Raw genomic sequence first — 17,784 nt, 5'->3', positions numbered from 1 at the left:
GGCATATGAGCACCACATCAGTCAGCTCCACGGCCACATCCTCGTGGGAGCAGGTCAGGCAGGAGTCGCTGGCCTCGATGACCGAGGCCGAGCAAGCCGAGTACGACACGGCTGGCATCGAGGCCGAGCCCCGCCTCCAGCTTGCTGAACTGGTTGACAACGCACCCCAGAGCACGACCCGGACCGAGGACTGATCGACCGCCGATCACGATGAAGGGCTCAGAATGTCCAAATCGGTGACAAAGGAGCCTGCGGCTCGATCAGGCCGCTGATGGAACCGCGGAATCATGCGGTTCTTGTCCGACGCCTTGGACCTGTTTCGGGTCTTTGTCACCGATTTGGACATTTTCAGGCCGATCTCCTCAAGAACCGGCGCAACGGAACCGCCAGGCAGCCTTAATCTGCCCGCCGGCGCACCCGGGGTGCCAAGACCCGCGACGCACAGCTGGGCGCAGAGCCGGAGGAGGCTCACACCAGCGCTGGCGGTCAACACCTCCCACACCTGCCTATAGCTGGAAATATTCATCCCTATGGGAGTCCGCAGAGCGAACAGACCCCCACTTCACCGGAGCCGGCGGGAATAATTCGGGCGGACCGCAAGGTTGGTACGCACACCCTACGGAAAGGAGCCGCCATGTCGCTCCAGCTCTTCGAGCTTGTCCCCGCAACCCCGTCGCGCGAGGCCGCCCAGGCCCTCATCGCCCAGGTCTCGCAGGCCGTCGAGGCCGCGGGCGCCTCCGTCCTGGAGTCGCAAGTCACCGCCGGCCACGAGCACGTCTTCACCGTCGTCGAACTCGACTCCGACAACGTCGCCGCCCTGACCGAGGCCGTCCGGGCCGCTGCGGCCGGCGCCGAGGTCACCGGCCCCGACGAGGTACGCCTCGTGGGCGCCCAGATCGAGGACGTGCGCGCGCTGGCCCGCAAGGCCGATTACCTCGTGGAGTGGGACATCCCGGAGGAGATCTCGATGGAGACCTACCTGGCACGCAAGAAGGCCAACTCCCCCAAGTACGCCCAGGTCCCGGAGGTGAGCTTCCTGCGCACCTACGTGCGTGAGGACACGGTCAAGTGCCTGTGCTTCTACGACGCCCCCGATAAGGAGGCCGTGGTGCGCGCCCGCGAGGCCGTCTCCACCCCGATCGACCGCCTTCACGCCCTGGAGGGCTGAGGCTCAAGCAGAGCGGCTCGGCGCGCCGTGGCACACCGCCCGATGTCGAGGCCCGGTTCGCACCATCGGTGGCCGTCTTCCGGCTCAGCGCCTGGCGCTGCGGGAGGCGGCCACCGCGGTGACCGCCAGGATCACGAGGGCCACGGCGGGCGTGGCCACAGCCCACGGCGCGCGCTCGATGTAGGGCAGTGCGTCGGACAGGACCAGGCCCCACTCGGGGGCAGGGCTCTGGGCACCCAGGCCCAGGAATCCCAGTGCCGCCAGGGCCAGGGCCTTGCCCGGGAGCCTGAGGGCCGCGTGGCGCGCCAGGGGGCCGACGACGGCGGGCACGATCCGGGTCAGGGTGATCCGCGCGCGCCCCTCCCCCAGAACCGGCGCCAGGAGGACGTCGGGTCGCTGACGGACTTCGGCGACGAGCCCGGCGGCGTGGGAAGCCAACGGCGCCCACCCGACGCTGGCCACGGCGATGGCGGCTCCCGTCGCGCTGGGTCCGCAGACCCCGGCGACGATGAGCCCGGCCAGGATCGGAGGGGCGGCGTTGGCCACCTCGATGAACCCGGTCGCGGCCCGCGGCACCAGACCCACGAGCAGGGCGACAGCGAAGCAGACGACCGTGACCGCGACAGCGCCGGTGACGGTGGAGACCGCTCCGTGGGCCACGCGCGCCAGCACGTCGCGCCCCAGCGAGTCCGAGCCGAGCGGAAGCGCGATGCCGGGGGCCTGGAGCTTGTCGGCGACCACTGCGTACGGATCGCGCCAGATCCCCCAGGCCACCATGGCCACCAACAGCCCCGCCCCGACCCCGGCGATGACCCGGGCCGCCCGCCCGGAGTGGTTCATCGGGGGCGGTGCGCTCAGGCCCCCGGCGCCGGCGGCTCGCCCCATGAGGAGGCGGCGGAGGATCCCGGCGACGACGCCGGCGGTGAGCGCCAGTGCGAGCAGTAGCAGGATCTGGGCCTGGAGTGCTGGGACGTCCTGGGCGGTGGCGGCGTCCAGGAGCTCTCGCCCGAGTCCCGGGATCGCGAAGATCTTCTCCACGGCGACCGCCCCGCCGGTCAGGGCGACGACGACGAGCGCCATCTGCCCGGTCAGGGGCGCCAGGGCCCGGCGCAGGACGGCCCCTGCCAGGGCCCGGCCGCGGATGCCGGCGGTGGACCAGGTGGCCACCCATCGTTCGGAGAAGGTGGCGGTGACGGCATCGGAGATGAGTCCGCCCAGGTAGCCGCCGGTGGGCAGGCCCAGGCTGAGGGCGGGCATGATGACTTTCTCAGGGCTGCCCCACCCGAAGGGCGGCAGGACCCTGAGGTAGACGGCCAGGACGAGCATGAGGATCGGGGCCAGGAGGTACTCGGGCAGGGAGATAAGGACCGCGGAGACGGCTCCGCCCCGGGGGCGTCTCCGCCCTCGCAGCCCGTCGCGCAGGGCGGGAACGACCAGGGTCGCGGCGACGATCGTTCCGACGCCGAGCGCAGCGGCCATGAGGCTCAGGGACACCCCGAAGGCGTCGACGGCGTCCGGCCCGACGTCGGCCCCCGAGACCCAGGAGCGCCCCAGGTCGCCGCGCACCAGTCCGGCGAGCCAGTGGCCGATCATGTGCAGGGGGCCGCCGTCGATCCCGATGCTCTTGCGAATGGACTCCAGCACCTCGGGGGTGGGTTCGCGGTCGGAGGAGGTGGCGCGCAGAACGGTCAGGGCCGGGTCCTTGCCCGACAGCCACGGCAGCACGCCCACCAGGCCGACGAGGCAGGCCAGGGCGACCAGGCGCGAGACGGCGGTGACGACGTCGTAGCGTCCGCGCAGGCGCCCGGCGACCCGGGCGAGCGCGCCGTTCACTTCTTCACGGTGGTGGCCGAGGTGATGAGGTCGCGCTCGTTCGGGTCGCGCTCGGCGCCCGAGACACCGGAGGCTTCCCCCTGCAGAACGCGTTCGTGGGCGACCGGAATGGCCGCGTCGGTGACGAGGATGGCCTGCTCGGCCTCCATGATGGCCTTGCGCCGCTCCTCGCCGGGCTCGATGCCGGAGGCCTTGGCGATGGCGGCGTCCACCGTGGGATCGGACAGGAAGCTCAGGGCGAAGGAGCCGGTGGAGGAGAAGTCGGAGACCATGTAAGCCACCGGGTCCCCCGAGTCCAGGACGGTGGAGCGCGACAGGAGGACGGCGTCGAAGGCCCCGGCCAGAGCCTCGGACTCGATCTGGTTGTACTCGCGCACGTCCTGGGTGACGGTGAAGCCGGCGGCCTCGAGCTGTTGGGCCAGGAGGGGGACCATCTCACCGAGTTCGGGGCGGTCGGTGTAGGAGGCCAGGGTGATGGCGGTGCCGGCGGGGACACTGCCGGCTGCGGTGGCGCCGGGGACCTTGCCGGTGGCGGCCGCGCCGGTGGAGCCGGGGTAGGTCTCCTTCTTCCATGCGCGCAGGTCGGCGGCCCAGGGCACGGCCGGGCCCAGGAGCCCGGCGGGGGCGTCGGCGTGGCCCTCGAAGACGGTCTTGATGAGGGCGGCCGGGTCGACGGCGTTGCGGGCGGCGGCCCGCACGGCGGGGTCGGCGAAGGCGCCGGAGCGGGTGTTGAGGTAGAGGGTGGAGGTGCGCGGTCTGGCGATCTCATGCAGGAGGTTCTTGTCCACGTTGCCGGCCTGGGCGACGGGAACGGCCTCGACGATGTCGGCGGTATCGGTTCTCAGGGCGGTTCCGCGGGCGGCGCCGTCGGGAACGTAGGTGACGTCGATGCCGGGGGCGGCGGCCTTCTTGCCCCAGTACTTGTCGTTGCGGTCCAGAGCGGCCGAGGCGCTGCCGTTGCTCTGCTTGAGGATGAAGGCGCCGGTGCCGTGGCCGACGGGGTCGACGGCGCCGTCGGAGGAGCTCGGGTAGGCGGCCGGGGAGAGGATGACGAGCTGGGGGCTGGAGACGCGCTGCGGCATGAGGGGGTCGGGGGCCGCGGTGGTCAGGAGGAGGTCCTTGCCGTCGGCCGTCGCGGTCAGGGTGATGCCGTCGAGGCTGCGGGGCGGTTTGGCGGCGGTGGCGGCGAAGGTGAGGGCGGCGGCGACGTTCTCGGCGCTCAGGGCGGTGCCGTCGTGGAAGGTGACGCCGTCGCGCAGGGTGAAGCGCCAGGTGGTCTCGCCCTCGCGCTTCCATGAGGTGGCGAGGAGCTCCTCGGCGTCGCCGTCGGCGTTGAGCTTGGTGAGGGTCTCGGCGCACGACCAGCGAACGAGTTTGACGCCGTCATTGGTGAGCGGGTTGAGCTTGCTCTCGGGGGCGTGGAACATGGCCAGGCGGATGCGGCCGTCACCGGAGGAGCTGCGCGAGCAGGCGGCGATGGCGGCGGCGCCTGCTCCGACGCTGAGGGCGGCGAGGACCTGGCGGCGGGTGACGGCGGGGGTCCGGGCGGATGTGTCGGGGGACAAGGCGGCTCCTTCAGGCTCGTGTCGGTGTGTCATCGGTCGGGTCGGTGGCGGTCGGTACGGCATGAGACGGAGGTGCCGTCGTGGCTACCGGGGCGTTGGTTGTCGGTCGGGTGGTTGTGGGAGGGTTGGGACGGCGTCGCGCAGGGCGCGGGTGGCCGGGTGGCTGGGTTGGGTGAGGATGTGGTGCATGGGGGCGTCCTCGACAATGGCGCCGTCGTCCATGACCAGTGCGCGCCGACAGACACGGGCGACGGCGGCCAGGTCGTGCGACACGACCAGTAGGGCCGGGGCGGGCACGGCGCAGTCGGCAGCCGGAGCGGGCACGGCGCAGCCGGCAGCCGGGGCGGGCACGGCGCCGTCGGCGGCGGGGGCCGGGGCGGGCACGGCGCCGTCGGCGGCGGGGGCCGGGGCGGGCCGGGCGGCCGGTTCACCCTTACCGCCTCTGTTGCTCCTGTCCGGCGTCGATGCCGTCTCAGTGCCGATCTCGATGGAGGCGAGTAGGTCGAGGGTCTGGCGGCGCAGGGCCGGGTCCAGCCCGGAGACCGGCTCATCGAGCAGTAGGTAGCGCGGCGACAGGGCCAGAGCCCGGGCGATGGAGACTCGCTGAGCCTGGCCCCCGGAGATCTCGTGGGGCCGCGAGTCCCAGGTATCGCGCGGGACGTCCAGGCTTCCCAGCATCTTGCGGGCCCGATGGGCGGCCTCATCACGGTCGCCTACCACGCCCAGGGTGCGCAGCGGGGTGGTCACCTGCGCCAGCACCGAACGGCGGGGATCGAGCGTGGCGGCGGCCTCCTGGGGCACGTACTGCACCGCCCGACGGAAGGCCCGCAGACGCCTGGCACCGCCCCGGCGCACGACCTCACCGTCCAGCAGAACCTCGCCCCGGTCCTGCAGACCCGGGGAGTCGAGCAGCAGCAGGGCCCGCAGCAGGGTCGTCTTCCCGCACCCCGAGCGCCCGATCAGCGCCACGTTCTCCCCCGGCGCCAGGCTCAGGTCCACGCCACGCACCGTCACATGATGCTCACCGTCGAGCCCCAGGTGGGAGCGCGTCAGACCACGTGCCTCAAGCCCGCTCATGCAGCCGCTCCGACAGCGGCCAGGGCCCCCTCAATGGTCTCCTCGGCGGCGGCCTCGCACATGGCGACCGTCACCGGATGCTCAGGGTGGGCCAGGACCTGGGCTGTGGGGCCGTGCTCTATGACAGCGCCGCCGTGGAGGACCACGACGTTCTCGCAGATCGCGGCGGCGGGCAGGTCATGAGTGATGAGAAGCAGGGCCGGAGCCTCAGGCAGGCTGGTGAGGGAGGTCAGGAGCCTGAGGATCTCGGCTCGGGCGACGACGTCGAGGGCGGTAGTGGGCTCGTCGGCGATCATGAGGGCGGGCTCAGCGGCCAGGGCGAGGGCGAGGCTGATGCGTTGGCGCTGGCCTCCGGAGAGGCGACCGGGCACGCGGTCGGCGAAGGACTCGTCGAGTCCGACGGCGTAGAGATAGTCGGTGGCGCGCACGTCGGCCTCTCTCTGGGTGTATCCGGCGGCCTGGGAGGCTTGGGAGATCTGGCGACCGACCGGGATGAGCGGGTGCAGGGCGGTCGAGTGGTCCTGGGCCACCAACGCGATGCGACAGCTGCGGTGACGCCGCGCGGCGGGAAGCCTCAGAAGGTCGGTGACCTCTGTCCCACCTCCTTGATCGGAGTCCGCGCGCGAGCCGTTATCAGAACCAACGCCGTCGGGTTCAACGGTCAGGGAGCCGGAGACCTCCAGCCCGGCCGGGAGGGTGCCCGCGAGCGCGGCGCAAGTCAGGGACTTGCCGGCCCCTGAGGCACCGACCAGGGCGGTCCGGCTTCCGAGGGCGAGGCGTAGGTCGACGCCGTCGACCAGTGTCGTGTCGCCGGAGCGCACCACCAACGATCTGAGAACGATTGTCACAAGCAAACTTTAGATACAAGTGACAACGATTTTCAAATATGCAATTGGTCAGTCTGGGTCGTCGCCCCGGCCCGCCCGGGCTACTTCACTCCGAGGCGCTTGAGGTCGCGCACGGCGCCCAGGTCGGCGCTGGTGGCGAGCATCGCGTAGGCGCGCAGTGCCGCGGAGACCTTGCGGGGGCGGTCCACGTGCGGGGTCCAGGCGTCCTCGCCGCGGGCCTCCTCCTCGGCCCGGCGGCGTTCGATCTCCTCATCGCTCAGGCGCACGGAGATGGAACGGCCCGGGATGTCGATGTCGATGACGTCGCCGCTGCGCACCAGGCCGATGAGTCCGCCGGCCGCCGCCTCCGGGGAGACGTGGCCGATGCTCAGGCCGGAGGTACCCCCGGAGAAGCGCCCGTCGGTGAGCAGGGCGCACTCCTTGCCCAGGTGCATGGACTTGATGTAGGTCGTTGGATAGAGCATCTCCTGCATGCCGGGCCCGCCGCGCGGCCCCTCATGGCTGATGATGACGACGTCGCCGGATTTCACCCGCTTGCCCAGGATCCCGGCGACGGCATCCTCCTGGGACTCGAAGACGACGGCGGGCCCGGAGAAGGTCAGGATCGACTCGTCCACACCGGCGGTCTTGACGATGCAGCCCTTCTCGGCGATGTTGCCGAAGAGGACGGCCAGGCCGCCGTCGGCGGAGTAGGCGTGCTCGATGTCGCGGATGCAGCCGCCTGCGCGGTCGGTGTCCAGGGAGGCCCAGCGGGAGGCCTGGGAGAACATCTCGGTGGTGCGCACGCCGGCGGGTGCGGCGAGGTAGCCGGTGCGGATCTCCTCGCTCACCTGGGAGCCGGGGACGCCGTCGGTGCCGGGGCGGGCGATGTCGTAGGCGGCGAGCTCGTCTCCCAGGGTGGAGCGCAGGACGTTGGAGGTGGTGGTGTCCAGCAGGCCGCCGCGGTCGAGCTCACCGAGGATGCCGAGGATTCCGCCGGCGCGGTGGACGTCCTCGATGTGGTAGAGGTTCGTCGACGGCGCGACCTTGGCCAGGTGGGGGACCTTGCGCGAGAGGCGGTCGATGTCGGCCATGGTGAAGTCGACCTCGGCCTCCTGGGCGGCAGCCAGCAGGTGCAGGACGGTGTTGGTGGAGCCGCCCATGGCGATGTCAAGGCTCATGGCGTTCTCGAAGGCGGCCTTGGTGGCGATGGAGCGAGGCAGGACGGAGACGTCGTCGTGCTCGTAGTAGGCCCGGGTGATCTCGACGATCTGGTGGCCCACCCGCTTGAAGAGCTCGCCGCGGTCGGCGTGGGTGGCCAGCAGGGTGCCGTTCATGGGCATGGCCAGCCCGAGGGCCTCGGTGAGGCAGTTCATGGAGTTGGCGGTGAACATGCCCGAGCAGGAGCCGCAGGTCGGGCAGGCCAGGCGCTCGATGGCGCTGATGGTCTCGTCGGCGACCGTGGGGTCGGCGGCATCCATCATGGCGTCGATGAGGTCGAGCTTGCGGGTGGTGCCGTCGGCGGCGGTCATCTTGCCCGACTCCATGGGGCCGCCAGAGATGAAGATGGCCGGGATGTTGAGGCGCATGGCGGCCATGAGCATGCCCGGGGTGATTTTGTCGCAGTTGGAGATGCACACGAGGGCGTCGGCGCAGTGGGCGCCGACCATGTACTCCACGGAGTCGGCGATGAGGTCGCGGCTGGGCAGGGAGTAGAGCATGCCGTCGTGGCCCATGGCGATGCCGTCGTCGACGGCGATCGTGTTGAACTCCTTGGCCAGGCCACCGGCGGCCTCGATCTCGGTGGCCACAAGGCGTCCGACGTCGCGCAGCCCCACATGCCCGGGGACGAACTGAGTGAAGGAGTTCGCGATGGCGATAATAGGCTTACCGAAATCCGAGTCCTTGACGCCCGTGGCCCGCCACAGCGCGCGGGCACCGGCCATGTTGCGACCATGGGTGGAGGTAGCGCTGCGGTACTGCGGCATGAGCGGTTCCTTTTCAGGCAGTCGGACTGGAACGGCGTCGCAAGGAACCGGCCGCAGGGGATATGGCCAGCGCTTCACGACGCCGTGTTGCCATAGCGTAGCCCCAGCCGGCCCCCGGCGCCGCACCGCATTCTCTCCCTGAGACGTGATACGGCTGACCCGCCGCGGTTCCGGGGGCTCTCCCGCCTCGACGTCGACGCCGATCTCGAGGCAATTGCGGCCAGTATTTCCGGAACACTCGACTTGCGTGACTGCGCGTGCCGGGGCAGGCGCTCCTGGCACAGGTCATCGGCCGCGGTGGCGGCGCTTGGCCCTCTGCCGATGGCGGGCCCAGGCCTCGTCCGCCTCCTGGCGTCGGCGCCGGCTCCGGTCGTGGGCTGCACGGGCGGAGGTCTCCTCGCGGGCAGCGGACAGGGCGGCCTGCGCCGCGGTGGACGGGCGCGCTCTGGCGGCCTCCTTGGCGGCCCGTCGGGCGGCGCGCTTGGGGTTGGGACGAGGAGCCGCCGACGATCCCGACGATCCCGCCGATCCGGACGTCGGTATCGGAGGAGAGGCGGCGGCCCGGTCGATGAGGGCCCCGCCGTGAGCCAGGAGGAAATCGTAGAGCTCGACGTCGCTGGGCTCGGAGCCGAAGACGTGTCGCGCCGCCCGCACCGTGATGGCACGACCGATCGTGTCGCCACCACGGCGGAGTTCATGGTGCTCGAGGACGCCGACCCAGAAGCGGCCGTCGAAGAAGACGGTGAGCTGGGCTGAGATGCTGGCGGGGATGTCGGGCCGACTGTCAGGCATGTGGACTCCTTCGGGTGCGAGTAATCGCACCCGGTGCAGCAGGAGTCCCCGCGGCGGCCGATGAACGGCGGCCCCGAGGTGACGAACGCCTGGTTCTCGCTTGCCCACGACGAGGTTGGGGCGGGTCCGGGGCCTGCAGCCCCGACGGCGTCATCCGGACTTCCTCCGGACCGTGCAGTTCGCGCTACCGGGTGTGGCGCAAGTGCGCCGCCCTTAGACTATCGCAGCTATCGCCGGGCCGAGCCGCCGAAGGGCACGTAACGACGCCCTCGTGCCTGCATCGGAGGCACGGACGTCTCCTTGGGGCGAGCGTTTCGACTACCCCAGGGTAGCGGCCGGAGCCCCGTGGCAGCGGTCGCGGCCGACGGCTGGACCTGAGAAGCGCTCACCCCGGGCCGTTCAGGCGTAGCTGGCAGTGATCCGGCGCGAGGCGCCGTCAAGAGTCATGGTTCCGCCGTGCGGCACGATCCACTGGGGGCGGGTGTGTCCGAAGGGGACCCCTACACAGATGACCGCCTCAGGGTTGTAGCGCCCGACGGTCTCGACGACGGCATCGCGCTGCTCTGCTCGGAAGCGGGCCCTGGCCGGGGCGTTCCGGCGGTCCTCCAGCGATGAGGCGGGTGGGCGAGCCACGAGGACCGCGTCGACGGCGGCCAATAGTCCGCGCTCTCCCATGGCGCGCAGGACCCACCCCACCTCAGAAGCTGACGGGAGTGTCTCGGAGGTCTCGATGAGCATGACGGCGCCGTCCAGAACGTGGTGGTCGGCCGGGAACCGGCCTGCGGTCAGTACCCACTGGAGCACCTCGAGGCAGCCACCCCAGGTGGGGCCGGTCACCGAGAGGGGCGGCCCCGCCCAGGTCCAGGGCTCGGTGGCCTCGCGCTCGCCGAACTCGGTGAGGGCGCGGGGGTCGAGCCAGTCATGACCCATGTCCTCGGACTCCCCCGGCTCGGTGATCTCCAGCTCGGCCCCGGTCAGCAGCGCCGCCCGCAGCGAGTCGAGGTGGATCGGGTCGACGTGTGGCCCCGGGCCGACGTGGATCTGGGTGGAGCCGCCGTAGAAGCTGGCGATGCCCAGCGACCACAGCCACTGGTGAAGGTTCGTGTTGTCGCTGTACCCGAGGAAGGGCTTGGGGTCGGACAGCGCCGCGGCGCCGTCGAGGTGCGGTATGACCGCGATCTGGTCATCGCCGCCCACGGTCGCCAAGACCGCGCGGATGCTTGGGTCGGCGAAGGCGGCATTGAGGTCGCGGGCGCGTTCCTCGGGCGAGGCGCCGAGCTGCCTCGTGGTCGGGTACTCCACGGGGACCAGGCCGGTGAGAGCGGCAAGCCTAGCCATGGCCTGCTCGTGAACCGCCGGGGCGAAGCCGGGAGCCGCCAGGGAGGGAGACAGGATCGCGACGCGATCACCGGGACGAGCCTTGGGCGGAAGCAGCTTCATCGCGCCATTACAGCAGCCGCGCGGGAGAGCCGGCAAGCATCCGGCGGGCGAGTGCGCCGCGCCCAGACTATCGCAGCTATCGCAGACCTGGCCTCCACGGCAAGCGCGCGTCCGCACCGTAGGCCTCCGGGGCGCACCTTGTTGGTGCGTCTGCGGCGCCTGCGGTACGAACGCGCGAAGAGCGGACGGGGGACGTCGGTTCAGACGACGCCGAGGATCTCCGTGACGAAGACGAGGGTGTCGCCGCCCCGGATACCGGCCTGCGGGACGCCGCGGTCGCCGTAGCCGAGCTCGGAGGGGATGGACAGCAGGAGGCGCGAGCCGACGCGCTGCCCCACGAGGGCGTCGTCCCAGCCGCGGATGACCATGCCGACGCCGACCTGGAAGCTCAGCGGCTGGCCGCGATCGTAGGAGTTGTCGAAGACCTCACCGCCCCAGATCTGCCCCAGGTAATTGGCCACGATCGTGTCACCGGCCTCGACCACCTGGCCGTCTCCGGCGTCGAGCACCTGGACCTGCAGCCCCTCGGGGGCGTCGGGACCGGGGAAGGCGAGCACGGGCTTGGTGCCCTTGGCACCTTCTACGGAGGGCATGTTGATGTTGATCATGCGGCGAGCCTACGTGAACGCGTCCGTCCGGCACCGCAGCGGGCCTCGGCCCAGCGCGAACCGGGTACACGCATCCATGCAGCCCCGTGGCGGGCCAGGACGTTTCGGGGCGGGCACCGCTACGGGCGTCGGGGCGGGCACGCGCCGGGGCCGGGACGCGTGTGACGCGTCCCGGCCCCGGCGAGATGACAGTGCGAACCCGGATCGGTCTGAACCGGCCCGACCTCGCGGCTCAAGTCAGTCGCGCATGTATTTCAGCAGGCGGAGGAACTCCACGTAGAGCCACACGATGGTGAGGACCAGGCCGAAGGCTCCGGCCCAGGCGTAGCGCTGGGGCAGCCCGTTGCGGACCCCGTTCTCGATGGATTCGAAGTCCACGGCCAGGAAGAAGGACGCCATGATGACGGCGAGGATGCCCAGAATGACTCCCAGCGGGATCCCCATGATGGTCAAGGATCGCAGCCCCCACGCCCCGGTGGTCGCGCCGGTCATCATCAGGCCGAGGTTGATCAGGCAGAAGAGCCCGTAGCCCAGGGCGGCCACGCCCAGGACCCGGCGGAACCGGCCCTGAACCCGGAAGCCGCCGTAGGAGTAGGCGGCGAGCATGACGGCGAAGGTCACCACCGTCGCCAACACGGCCTGGACCACGATGCCCTCGTAGCGGGCCTCCATGAATCCGGAAAAGCCACCGAGCAGGAGGCCCTCGAAGACCGCGTAGGCGATGATGAGGGCCGGGGAGGGCACCCGCTTGATGGCGTTGACCACCCCCAGGACCAGGCTTCCGACCACACCCGCGACCATCGCCATGCCGCCCAGTGCGGCGGTCGCCTGATCGGCGCTGGTCACCAGGGTCCAGGAGATGGCGCCCACGGCCAGAATGACGGCGAAAATACCGGCGGTGCGGATGATGACGTCGTCGTAGGTCATGCGGCGCATGTCCACGTTGGTGGCCGACGGCGCCTGGTACTGGGCCTCCAGGCCGGCCATCTGCTCAGGGCTCACCTGGCCGTAGCCGGCGCTCTGGCCGTAATGGTTGGGCTGCTGCCCATAACCGGTGGCCTGCTGGCCGTACTGACCGGCCTGATAACCGGGCATCGTGGGGTAGCCGTTGGGCGTCTGGGCCGGAGCCGCCCCCGCCACCCGGCCGCCCTCCTGGAATGCGGCGCTACGGCTGAAGAAGGGGTTGGACATGATCCTCTCATCCTCTCTGAGGGGTCTGGGGCGCCCGGTCCGGAGAGGCCGGTCGCGCGCAGCCCGGCCGGCCGAAGAGGGCCGCTGCCGGGGACTGCCCTCATTATGCGCATCCCCACTGCGGTGAGGGAAACCCTTTTCCCTGACGACGTAGCGCCCTGGGGAGAGATACCCATGCGCATCAGGGGCGACGGCCGGTCCTTCCAGCGTCCCCGGTCCGGCTCCGACCAACCGGTTCTCATCCTCCAGGATGACCCTCCTCCCTCTGACGGCCTGGCCCGGCCCGGCTCCGGGTTCGTCACCCCGGCCGATTCGCCGACGACGGCGCCTTCCTAGGCTGGAGCCATCAGGTTGGAACCGGGAGAAACCCCGGGGCAACCAGTCCAATCCCACAGCGGGCGAGCCGTAGACCGTCCGGGTCGCAGGACCCGGCTCCCACGTCATCCCGCACGCGCACCACCAGCCTCCCCAGAGGCCCGTTTCCGAGAGGGAAGATCATGATCGAGGCAGTCAATCTCACCAAGCGCTACGGTCGCAAGACCGCGGTGGACAACATCTCCTTCACCGTGGAGCCCGGCACGGTGACCGGTTTCCTGGGCCCCAACGGGGCGGGCAAGTCCACCACGATGCGCATGATCATGGGCCTGGACAAGCCCACCGGTGGCCAGGTCACCGTCAACGGGCGCCCCTACCGGGAGCTGTCAGCCCCCCTGTGCGAGGTTGGCGCCCTACTGGACGCCAAGGGCCTGCACGGCTCGCGCAGCGCCCGCAACCACCTGCGCCAGCTGGCCGCCTCCAATGGCATCCCCGCCAAGAGGGTCGACGAGGTCCTGGAGATCACCGGCCTGACCTCAGTGGCCAAGAAGCGCGTCAAGGGCTTCTCCCTGGGCATGGGCCAGCGTCTGGGCATCGCCGCCGCACTGCTGGGCGACCCTGGCGTGCTCCTGTTCGACGAGCCCGTCAACGGCCTGGACCCCGAGGGCGTCAAATGGGTGCGCGAAACCTGCCGCCGTCTGGCCGGCGAAGGCCGCACCGTCTTCATCTCCTCTCACCTCATGAGTGAGATGGCCCAGACCGCCGACCAGCTCCTGGTCATCGGCCGCGGCCGCATCCTGTCATCCGGCCCCGTCGACGACGTCATCGCCTCGGCCACCACTGACCGCGTACGCGTGGCCTCCCCCCAGGCCACCCAGCTCGCCGAGCTCATGGCTTCCCGCAAACTGGCCGCCCGTCCCGTGGGCCCCAGCGTCCTGGAGACCACGGACACCACCGCCGCCACCATCGGCGAGCTCGCCGCGCAGGCCGGCATCGTCCTGCACGAGCTCACCACCATCCGCGCCAGCCTTGAAGAGGCCTACCTGACTCTGACCAGCGACTCTGTGGAGTACCGCACCGACCCCGCCCACCAGGACGCATTGCAGCACCACGGCCAGGCGGCGTAACAGGGGGCCTACCCCGGCACCCAGGTTCACGCTCCCGCCGACACGCTCCCAATCACCATTCGTCTCGCACAGAAAGTCCTGCCATGACTGCCAACGCTCCCGCCAGCCCCACCTTCCAGACACCGGCGAGCACCGCCGCCAATGCCGTCAATGCCGTCAATGCCGCCAGCAACGTCATCCCCCGCCCCACCGGCCTGCGCATCCAGGGCCGTCAGACCATCCTGCGCTCCGCGCGCTCGGAGTGGATCAAGTTCTGGACCCTGCGCTCGACCTGGATCACCTCCTTCATCGCCATCGCCCTGACCGTCCTGTTCGGCGCCGGCTTGGCCGCCGCTCTCGGACAGTCCGAGGAGTACCAGGACAGGGCCATGAACCTGATCACCTCCGGTCTGACATTCGGGCAGATCGTGGTGGCGGTCCTGGGAGCCCTCATCATCACCGGCGAGTACTCTTCCGGACAGATCCGTTCCTCCCTGGCTGCCGTCCCCCGCCGCGGACGACTCCTGCTGTCCAAGGCCGTGGTCCTGAGCGTCTCCGCCTTCCTCCTGGGCTCGGTATCCATCTTCCTGTCCTGGGCGATCTCCAAGCCCTTCCTCGGCGAGCACGCCGGTTCGCTCACCGACTCGCACTATTTCGGCCACATCTGGGGCTCGGGTCTGGTCTTCGTCGGTATCGCCCTGATGACCCTGGGCATCGGCTTCCTGCTGCGCTCCACCGCCGGCGCCATCACCGTGGTCGTCTCCCTGCTGTTCGTCATCACCATCCCCCTCCAGCTCGCAGCCAGCAAGTGGGAGTGGATCAACAAGGTCATCGGCTGCCTGCCCAGCACCGTCTCCGAGGCCGTCTCCGACCCGTTCCAGCGCACCACCGAATGGGGCGCGCAGGGCGTCCAGTTCCTCAGCCACGGCCAGGCCGTAGCTGTCTTCGCCGCCTGGGCGCTCGTCCCGCTCATCATCGCCTGGTTCGTCTTCTCACGGCGCGACGCCTGAGCCGGCGAATCAGCCTGCTATCGGAGGTCTTGACCCATGTCAGTCCCCACGCCTCCTCCCTCAGCCCCTTTACCCATCTCGCCTCGGGAGAATTCCGGCTCTCCCGAGGCGAGGGGGTCGCTCCGCTCGGTCCTGAGCAACCCGGCCCTCCTGCGGGCCATGGTCCGTTCCCTGCCGACGGCGACCCCCTCACCAGACCGCTCAACCCCCGCCCCAAACGACGGTCAGACGCCCATCCACCGGGCTCGGCTGCCTCAGCCGCTCAAATCGCCGTCGATCACGACCCCTTGGAATGACACACTGAGACCTATGTCCAGCCAGCTGCCCAGCCCCACCACCGGCCGTCCAGCCGCTGATGCACCCGCAGACGACGACCCGGATCTCCAGCTGGAGCCCGTCCCCAGAGGCCTACTGCGCACGATCAGGCAGTGGTACCACCGTCACCCGATCATTGCGGACACGCTCATCGCAGGCGGGATCGTTCTGTTGAACCTGCTCATGATGGTCCTATCCATCAAAGGGCCGGATGCCGATGCCAACATCACCCTGCACCTGCCGATAACGCTCTCCACACTGGGGGTTTGCGGAGTTCTACTCGCACTGCGACGACGCTATCCCATATGGGTATGGGCGGCCTTGCTAGTGGTCCTCGAGCTCTACGCCTTCATGCAGGTTCACGTCTATCACCTCGACGCGCAGCAGAGCTCGGCCATGACATTCGGCCTCATATTCGTTCCCACCCTGGCCATTCCGATCTGCCTGGGCACTATCGCCTCGCACCGCAGAGCGGTCATCGCCTGGACGGTGTGGGCCATCAACCTCATCGTCACCACCTGCGACGGCTTCCTCCTGGGCTCGCCCTACTCCTTGCTGCAGTTCGGGCGCGCCCTATTTATAGTGAGCCTCATCACGGCCATTGGTGTTCTCGTGGGCCTCAACACTCGCTCCGCCCGCCTTCGCCTCAAAGCCCTGGAGGCCCGCTCAGCCAGGATGGCCCTGGCCGGCGAGCAGGCCGCGCTGCTGGCGGCCGCCGAGGAGCGCAGCCGCATCGCCCGGGAGATGCACGACGTCGTCGCCCACTCCCTGGCCGTCATGATCACCATGGCCGACGGCGCCGCCGCCACCGTCGAGCGCAACCCAGCCACGGCCAAGCAGGCCATGGAGACCCTGGCCGAGGCCGGACGCAGTGCCCTGGCCGATACCCGCCGCCTGGTGGGAGTCCTACGAGAGGACCCGTCGGTCGCCGGCGCCCCCGCCACCAGCCCGACCGGCTCGTCGGGCCCCGCGGCGTCGGCGGGTTCGGGGCAGACCGCATCATCTCCCGACTACGTCCCGCAGACGCCGTCAGCACCTTCAGCTGCGGGCATCTCCCCGGAGGCATCCACAGCCCCCGGACGTCCTGCCCCCGCACGTCGCTCCCGCTGGAGCTTCGGGAGAAAGACAGCGGCTTCAAAGCTGTCGGCACCCTCGGCGGCCTCTGCACCGTCGGCCCACAGCCACGAGGTCCGCGACGTGCCGGTACCCGAGTTCGCGCCACTGGGCACGGTGGCGCCGGTCGAGCCTAGCGCCCCCATCGCCAGCCTGCGCCGGCAGGCCACCGACAGCGGGACCGACCGGTCCCGGGGCGACCTGCCCCTGGCGCCGGCCCCCGAGCAGGCCGACATCACCGAGCTGGTCAAGCGCTTCAAGGCGGCCGGCGTGCCCGTCAGCTACCGGTGGGTCGGCGCCGCCCTCCCGACGGACAAGGCGCTCCAGCTCACGGTGTTCCGCATCGCCCAGGAGGCGCTGACCAACGTGCTGCGCTACGCACCGACGACACCGGCCGTCAGCGTCGACGTCGAGAGGCACATCGGCACCGTGGTCCTCACCGTGGACAACGACGCCGCACCCGGCACGCGGCCGATGCACGGATCCGGCAAGGGCCTCATCGGCATGCGGGAGCGCGCATCGGTCTATGGTGGGACCGTACAGGCCGGTCCAACCACCACGGGCTGGCGAGTCCGCGCGGTCCTGCGCTGGGACGAGCATGACGAAGGGACTTCCTCATGGCAGATGCCCCTGTGAGTAACGGCGAGCCCGTCCAGCCCGGTGGGGCCGAGCGGCCCGGAGAGGTCAGCGGACCGATCAGCGTCGTGCTCGCCGACGACCAGGCCCTCATGCGAATGGGCTTCCGCATGGTGCTGGAGGCCGAGGACGACATCAACGTCGTCGGCGAGGCCTCCGACGGAACGGCCGCCCTGGCTCAGGCCAAGGCCCTGCACCCCGACGTCATCCTCATGGACGTGCGCATGCCGGGCATGAACGGCATCGAGGCCACCGAGCTCATCGCCCGGGAGTGCCCGGGCACGCGCGTGCTCATCCTGACCACCTTCGACCTGGACGAGTACGCCTTCGCCGGGCTGCGCGCCGGGGCCTCCGGGTTCCTGCTCAAGGACACCCGCCCCACCGAGCTCGCCGAGGCGATCCGCACGGTGGCCTCCGGAGAGGCGGTCGTCTCGCCGCGCATCACCCAGCGGATGCTGGAGATGTTCGCCTCCTCACTGCCGAACTCGGGCAAGCCGGCCCAGCCCTCGGACCCGCGCATCGACTCGCTGACCCCGCGCGAGAAGGAGATCCTGGTGCTCATAAGCCAGGGCATGTCGAACGCGGAGATCGCGGACAGCCTCGTCGTGTCGGCCACCACCGTCAAGACCCATGTGGGCAACGTGCTCGCCAAGCTCGACGTGCGCGACCGGGTCCAGGCCGTCGTCGTCGCCTACGAGACCGGTCTCATGGCCTGAGCCCGAGCACCATCGTTGGGGCGGCAGGCAACGGGCCGGGCGGCGCACGTACTCCCGCCAGACCCGTCCACGCCTTCGAGCACC

The 17,784-nt window shown here is 70.3% G+C and carries 16 protein-coding genes; 7 read left to right on the top strand and 9 right to left on the bottom strand.

What is annotated here, in order from left to right; translation table 11 throughout:
- Window positions 1–5 precede the first annotated feature (5 nt).
- Together FK256_RS07485 and FK256_RS07480 are read left to right on the top strand one after the other, a co-directional pair.
- Entirely contained in the window at window positions 6–194 is a 189-nt protein-coding gene (locus FK256_RS07485; RefSeq protein ID WP_244936267.1) for a hypothetical protein, read from the top strand.
- 440 nt (window positions 195–634) lie between these two features.
- Complete coding sequence (locus FK256_RS07480) at window positions 635–1,168, top strand: DUF4242 domain-containing protein (RefSeq protein ID WP_009234359.1); 534 nt, start codon at window positions 635–637, stop codon at window positions 1,166–1,168.
- A gap of 84 nt (window positions 1,169–1,252) precedes the next feature.
- On the opposite strand, the gene FK256_RS07475 is transcribed toward FK256_RS07480, so the two are convergent.
- The 9 genes from FK256_RS07475 to FK256_RS07435 all read right to left on the bottom strand — a co-directional run bounded on the left by FK256_RS07475 (window position 1,253) and on the right by FK256_RS07435 (window position 12,489).
- Entirely contained in the window at window positions 1,253–3,001 is a 1,749-nt protein-coding gene (locus FK256_RS07475; protein WP_141424313.1) for an ABC transporter permease subunit, read from the bottom strand.
- Window positions 2,998–4,428: an ABC transporter substrate-binding protein gene (locus FK256_RS07470; RefSeq protein WP_309314079.1), complete on the bottom strand. Its 1,431-nt coding sequence runs from the start codon at window positions 4,426–4,428 to the stop codon at window positions 2,998–3,000. Before FK256_RS07470 ends, FK256_RS07475 begins: the two co-directional genes overlap by 4 nt.
- A 222-nt stretch (window positions 4,429–4,650) precedes the next feature.
- Window positions 4,651–5,643 carry an ATP-binding cassette domain-containing protein gene (locus tag FK256_RS14755; protein ID WP_141424311.1) on the bottom strand — a complete coding sequence of 331 codons (993 nt, stop codon included), beginning with the start codon at window positions 5,641–5,643 and terminating at the stop codon, window positions 4,651–4,653.
- Window positions 5,640–6,491 carry an ATP-binding cassette domain-containing protein gene (locus FK256_RS07460; protein WP_170197929.1) on the bottom strand — a complete coding sequence of 284 codons (852 nt, stop codon included), beginning with the start codon at window positions 6,489–6,491 and terminating at the stop codon, window positions 5,640–5,642. The genes FK256_RS14755 and FK256_RS07460 overlap by 4 nt, the downstream gene beginning before the upstream one ends.
- An 80-nt stretch (window positions 6,492–6,571) precedes the next feature.
- Complete coding sequence (gene ilvD / locus FK256_RS07455; protein ID WP_009234859.1) at window positions 6,572–8,458, bottom strand: dihydroxy-acid dehydratase; 1,887 nt, start codon at window positions 8,456–8,458, stop codon at window positions 6,572–6,574.
- 285 nt (window positions 8,459–8,743) lie between these two features.
- Window positions 8,744–9,250, bottom strand: a complete 507-nt coding sequence (locus FK256_RS07450; RefSeq protein ID WP_141424310.1) for a DUF2992 family protein — start codon at window positions 9,248–9,250, stop codon at window positions 8,744–8,746.
- A 399-nt stretch (window positions 9,251–9,649) separates the two neighbouring features.
- Window positions 9,650–10,690, bottom strand: a complete 1,041-nt coding sequence (locus FK256_RS07445) for a S66 family peptidase (protein WP_141424309.1) — start codon at window positions 10,688–10,690, stop codon at window positions 9,650–9,652.
- A gap of 200 nt (window positions 10,691–10,890) precedes the next feature.
- Window positions 10,891–11,298 (bottom strand): FKBP-type peptidyl-prolyl cis-trans isomerase, encoded by a 408-nt coding sequence (locus tag FK256_RS07440; protein WP_141424308.1) that lies wholly within the window; start codon window positions 11,296–11,298, stop codon window positions 10,891–10,893.
- Window positions 11,299–11,535: 237 nt separating this feature from the next.
- Window positions 11,536–12,489 (bottom strand): Bax inhibitor-1/YccA family protein, encoded by a 954-nt coding sequence (locus tag FK256_RS07435; protein ID WP_141424307.1) that lies wholly within the window; start codon window positions 12,487–12,489, stop codon window positions 11,536–11,538.
- Between the two features lie 174 nt (window positions 12,490–12,663).
- On the opposite strand from FK256_RS07435, the gene FK256_RS14275 reads away from it, so the two are divergent.
- From FK256_RS14275 to FK256_RS07415, 5 genes are all read left to right on the top strand, one after another.
- Entirely contained in the window at window positions 12,664–12,825 is a 162-nt protein-coding gene (locus FK256_RS14275) for a hypothetical protein (protein ID WP_156341018.1), read from the top strand.
- Between the two features lie 161 nt (window positions 12,826–12,986).
- Window positions 12,987–13,931, top strand: coding sequence for an ABC transporter ATP-binding protein (locus tag FK256_RS07430; RefSeq protein WP_141424306.1), 945 nt, complete (start codon window positions 12,987–12,989; stop codon window positions 13,929–13,931).
- Window positions 13,932–14,014: 83 nt separating this feature from the next.
- Window positions 14,015–14,920 (top strand): ABC transporter permease subunit, encoded by a 906-nt coding sequence (locus tag FK256_RS07425; RefSeq protein ID WP_211343546.1) that lies wholly within the window; start codon window positions 14,015–14,017, stop codon window positions 14,918–14,920.
- Between the two features lie 309 nt (window positions 14,921–15,229).
- Entirely contained in the window at window positions 15,230–16,984 is a 1,755-nt protein-coding gene (locus FK256_RS07420) for a sensor histidine kinase (RefSeq protein WP_211343545.1), read from the top strand.
- A complete protein-coding gene (locus FK256_RS07415; protein ID WP_141424305.1) occupies window positions 16,966–17,700 on the top strand; it encodes a response regulator in 735 nt (244 codons plus the stop codon). Before FK256_RS07420 ends, FK256_RS07415 begins: the two co-directional genes overlap by 19 nt.
- Window positions 17,701–17,784 lie beyond the last annotated feature (84 nt).

Source organism: Actinomyces johnsonii (genome assembly GCF_006546835.1).
In the GTDB taxonomy this organism is placed as follows: Bacteria; Actinomycetota; Actinomycetes; order Actinomycetales; family Actinomycetaceae; genus Actinomyces; species Actinomyces johnsonii.
This window is presented reverse-complemented; position numbering and strand designations above follow the sequence as displayed.

Bases quoted from the DNA above. Each gene is read 5' to 3' on its own strand.
- FK256_RS07485 (WP_244936267.1), top strand. From the start codon at position 6: ATGAGCACCACATCAGTCAGCTCCACGGCCACATCCTCGTGGGAGCAG.
- FK256_RS07480 (WP_009234359.1), top strand. From the start codon at position 635: ATGTCGCTCCAGCTCTTCGAGCTTGTCCCCGCAACCCCGTCGCGCGAG.
- FK256_RS07470 (WP_309314079.1), bottom strand. From the start codon at position 4,428: ATGTTCCACGCCCCCGAGAGCAAGCTCAACCCGCTCACCAATGACGGC.
- FK256_RS14755 (WP_141424311.1), bottom strand. From the start codon at position 5,643: ATGAGCGGGCTTGAGGCACGTGGTCTGACGCGCTCCCACCTGGGGCTC.
- ilvD (WP_009234859.1), bottom strand. From the start codon at position 8,458: ATGCCGCAGTACCGCAGCGCTACCTCCACCCATGGTCGCAACATGGCC.
- FK256_RS07450 (WP_141424310.1), bottom strand. From the start codon at position 9,250: ATGCCTGACAGTCGGCCCGACATCCCCGCCAGCATCTCAGCCCAGCTC.
- FK256_RS07445 (WP_141424309.1), bottom strand. From the start codon at position 10,690: ATGAAGCTGCTTCCGCCCAAGGCTCGTCCCGGTGATCGCGTCGCGATC.
- FK256_RS07440 (WP_141424308.1), bottom strand. From the start codon at position 11,298: ATGATCAACATCAACATGCCCTCCGTAGAAGGTGCCAAGGGCACCAAG.
- FK256_RS07435 (WP_141424307.1), bottom strand. From the start codon at position 12,489: ATGTCCAACCCCTTCTTCAGCCGTAGCGCCGCATTCCAGGAGGGCGGC.
- FK256_RS14275 (WP_156341018.1), top strand. From the start codon at position 12,664: ATGCGCATCAGGGGCGACGGCCGGTCCTTCCAGCGTCCCCGGTCCGGC.
- FK256_RS07430 (WP_141424306.1), top strand. From the start codon at position 12,987: ATGATCGAGGCAGTCAATCTCACCAAGCGCTACGGTCGCAAGACCGCG.
- FK256_RS07425 (WP_211343546.1), top strand. From the start codon at position 14,015: ATGACTGCCAACGCTCCCGCCAGCCCCACCTTCCAGACACCGGCGAGC.
- FK256_RS07420 (WP_211343545.1), top strand. From the start codon at position 15,230: ATGTCCAGCCAGCTGCCCAGCCCCACCACCGGCCGTCCAGCCGCTGAT.
- FK256_RS07415 (WP_141424305.1), top strand. From the start codon at position 16,966: ATGGCAGATGCCCCTGTGAGTAACGGCGAGCCCGTCCAGCCCGGTGGG.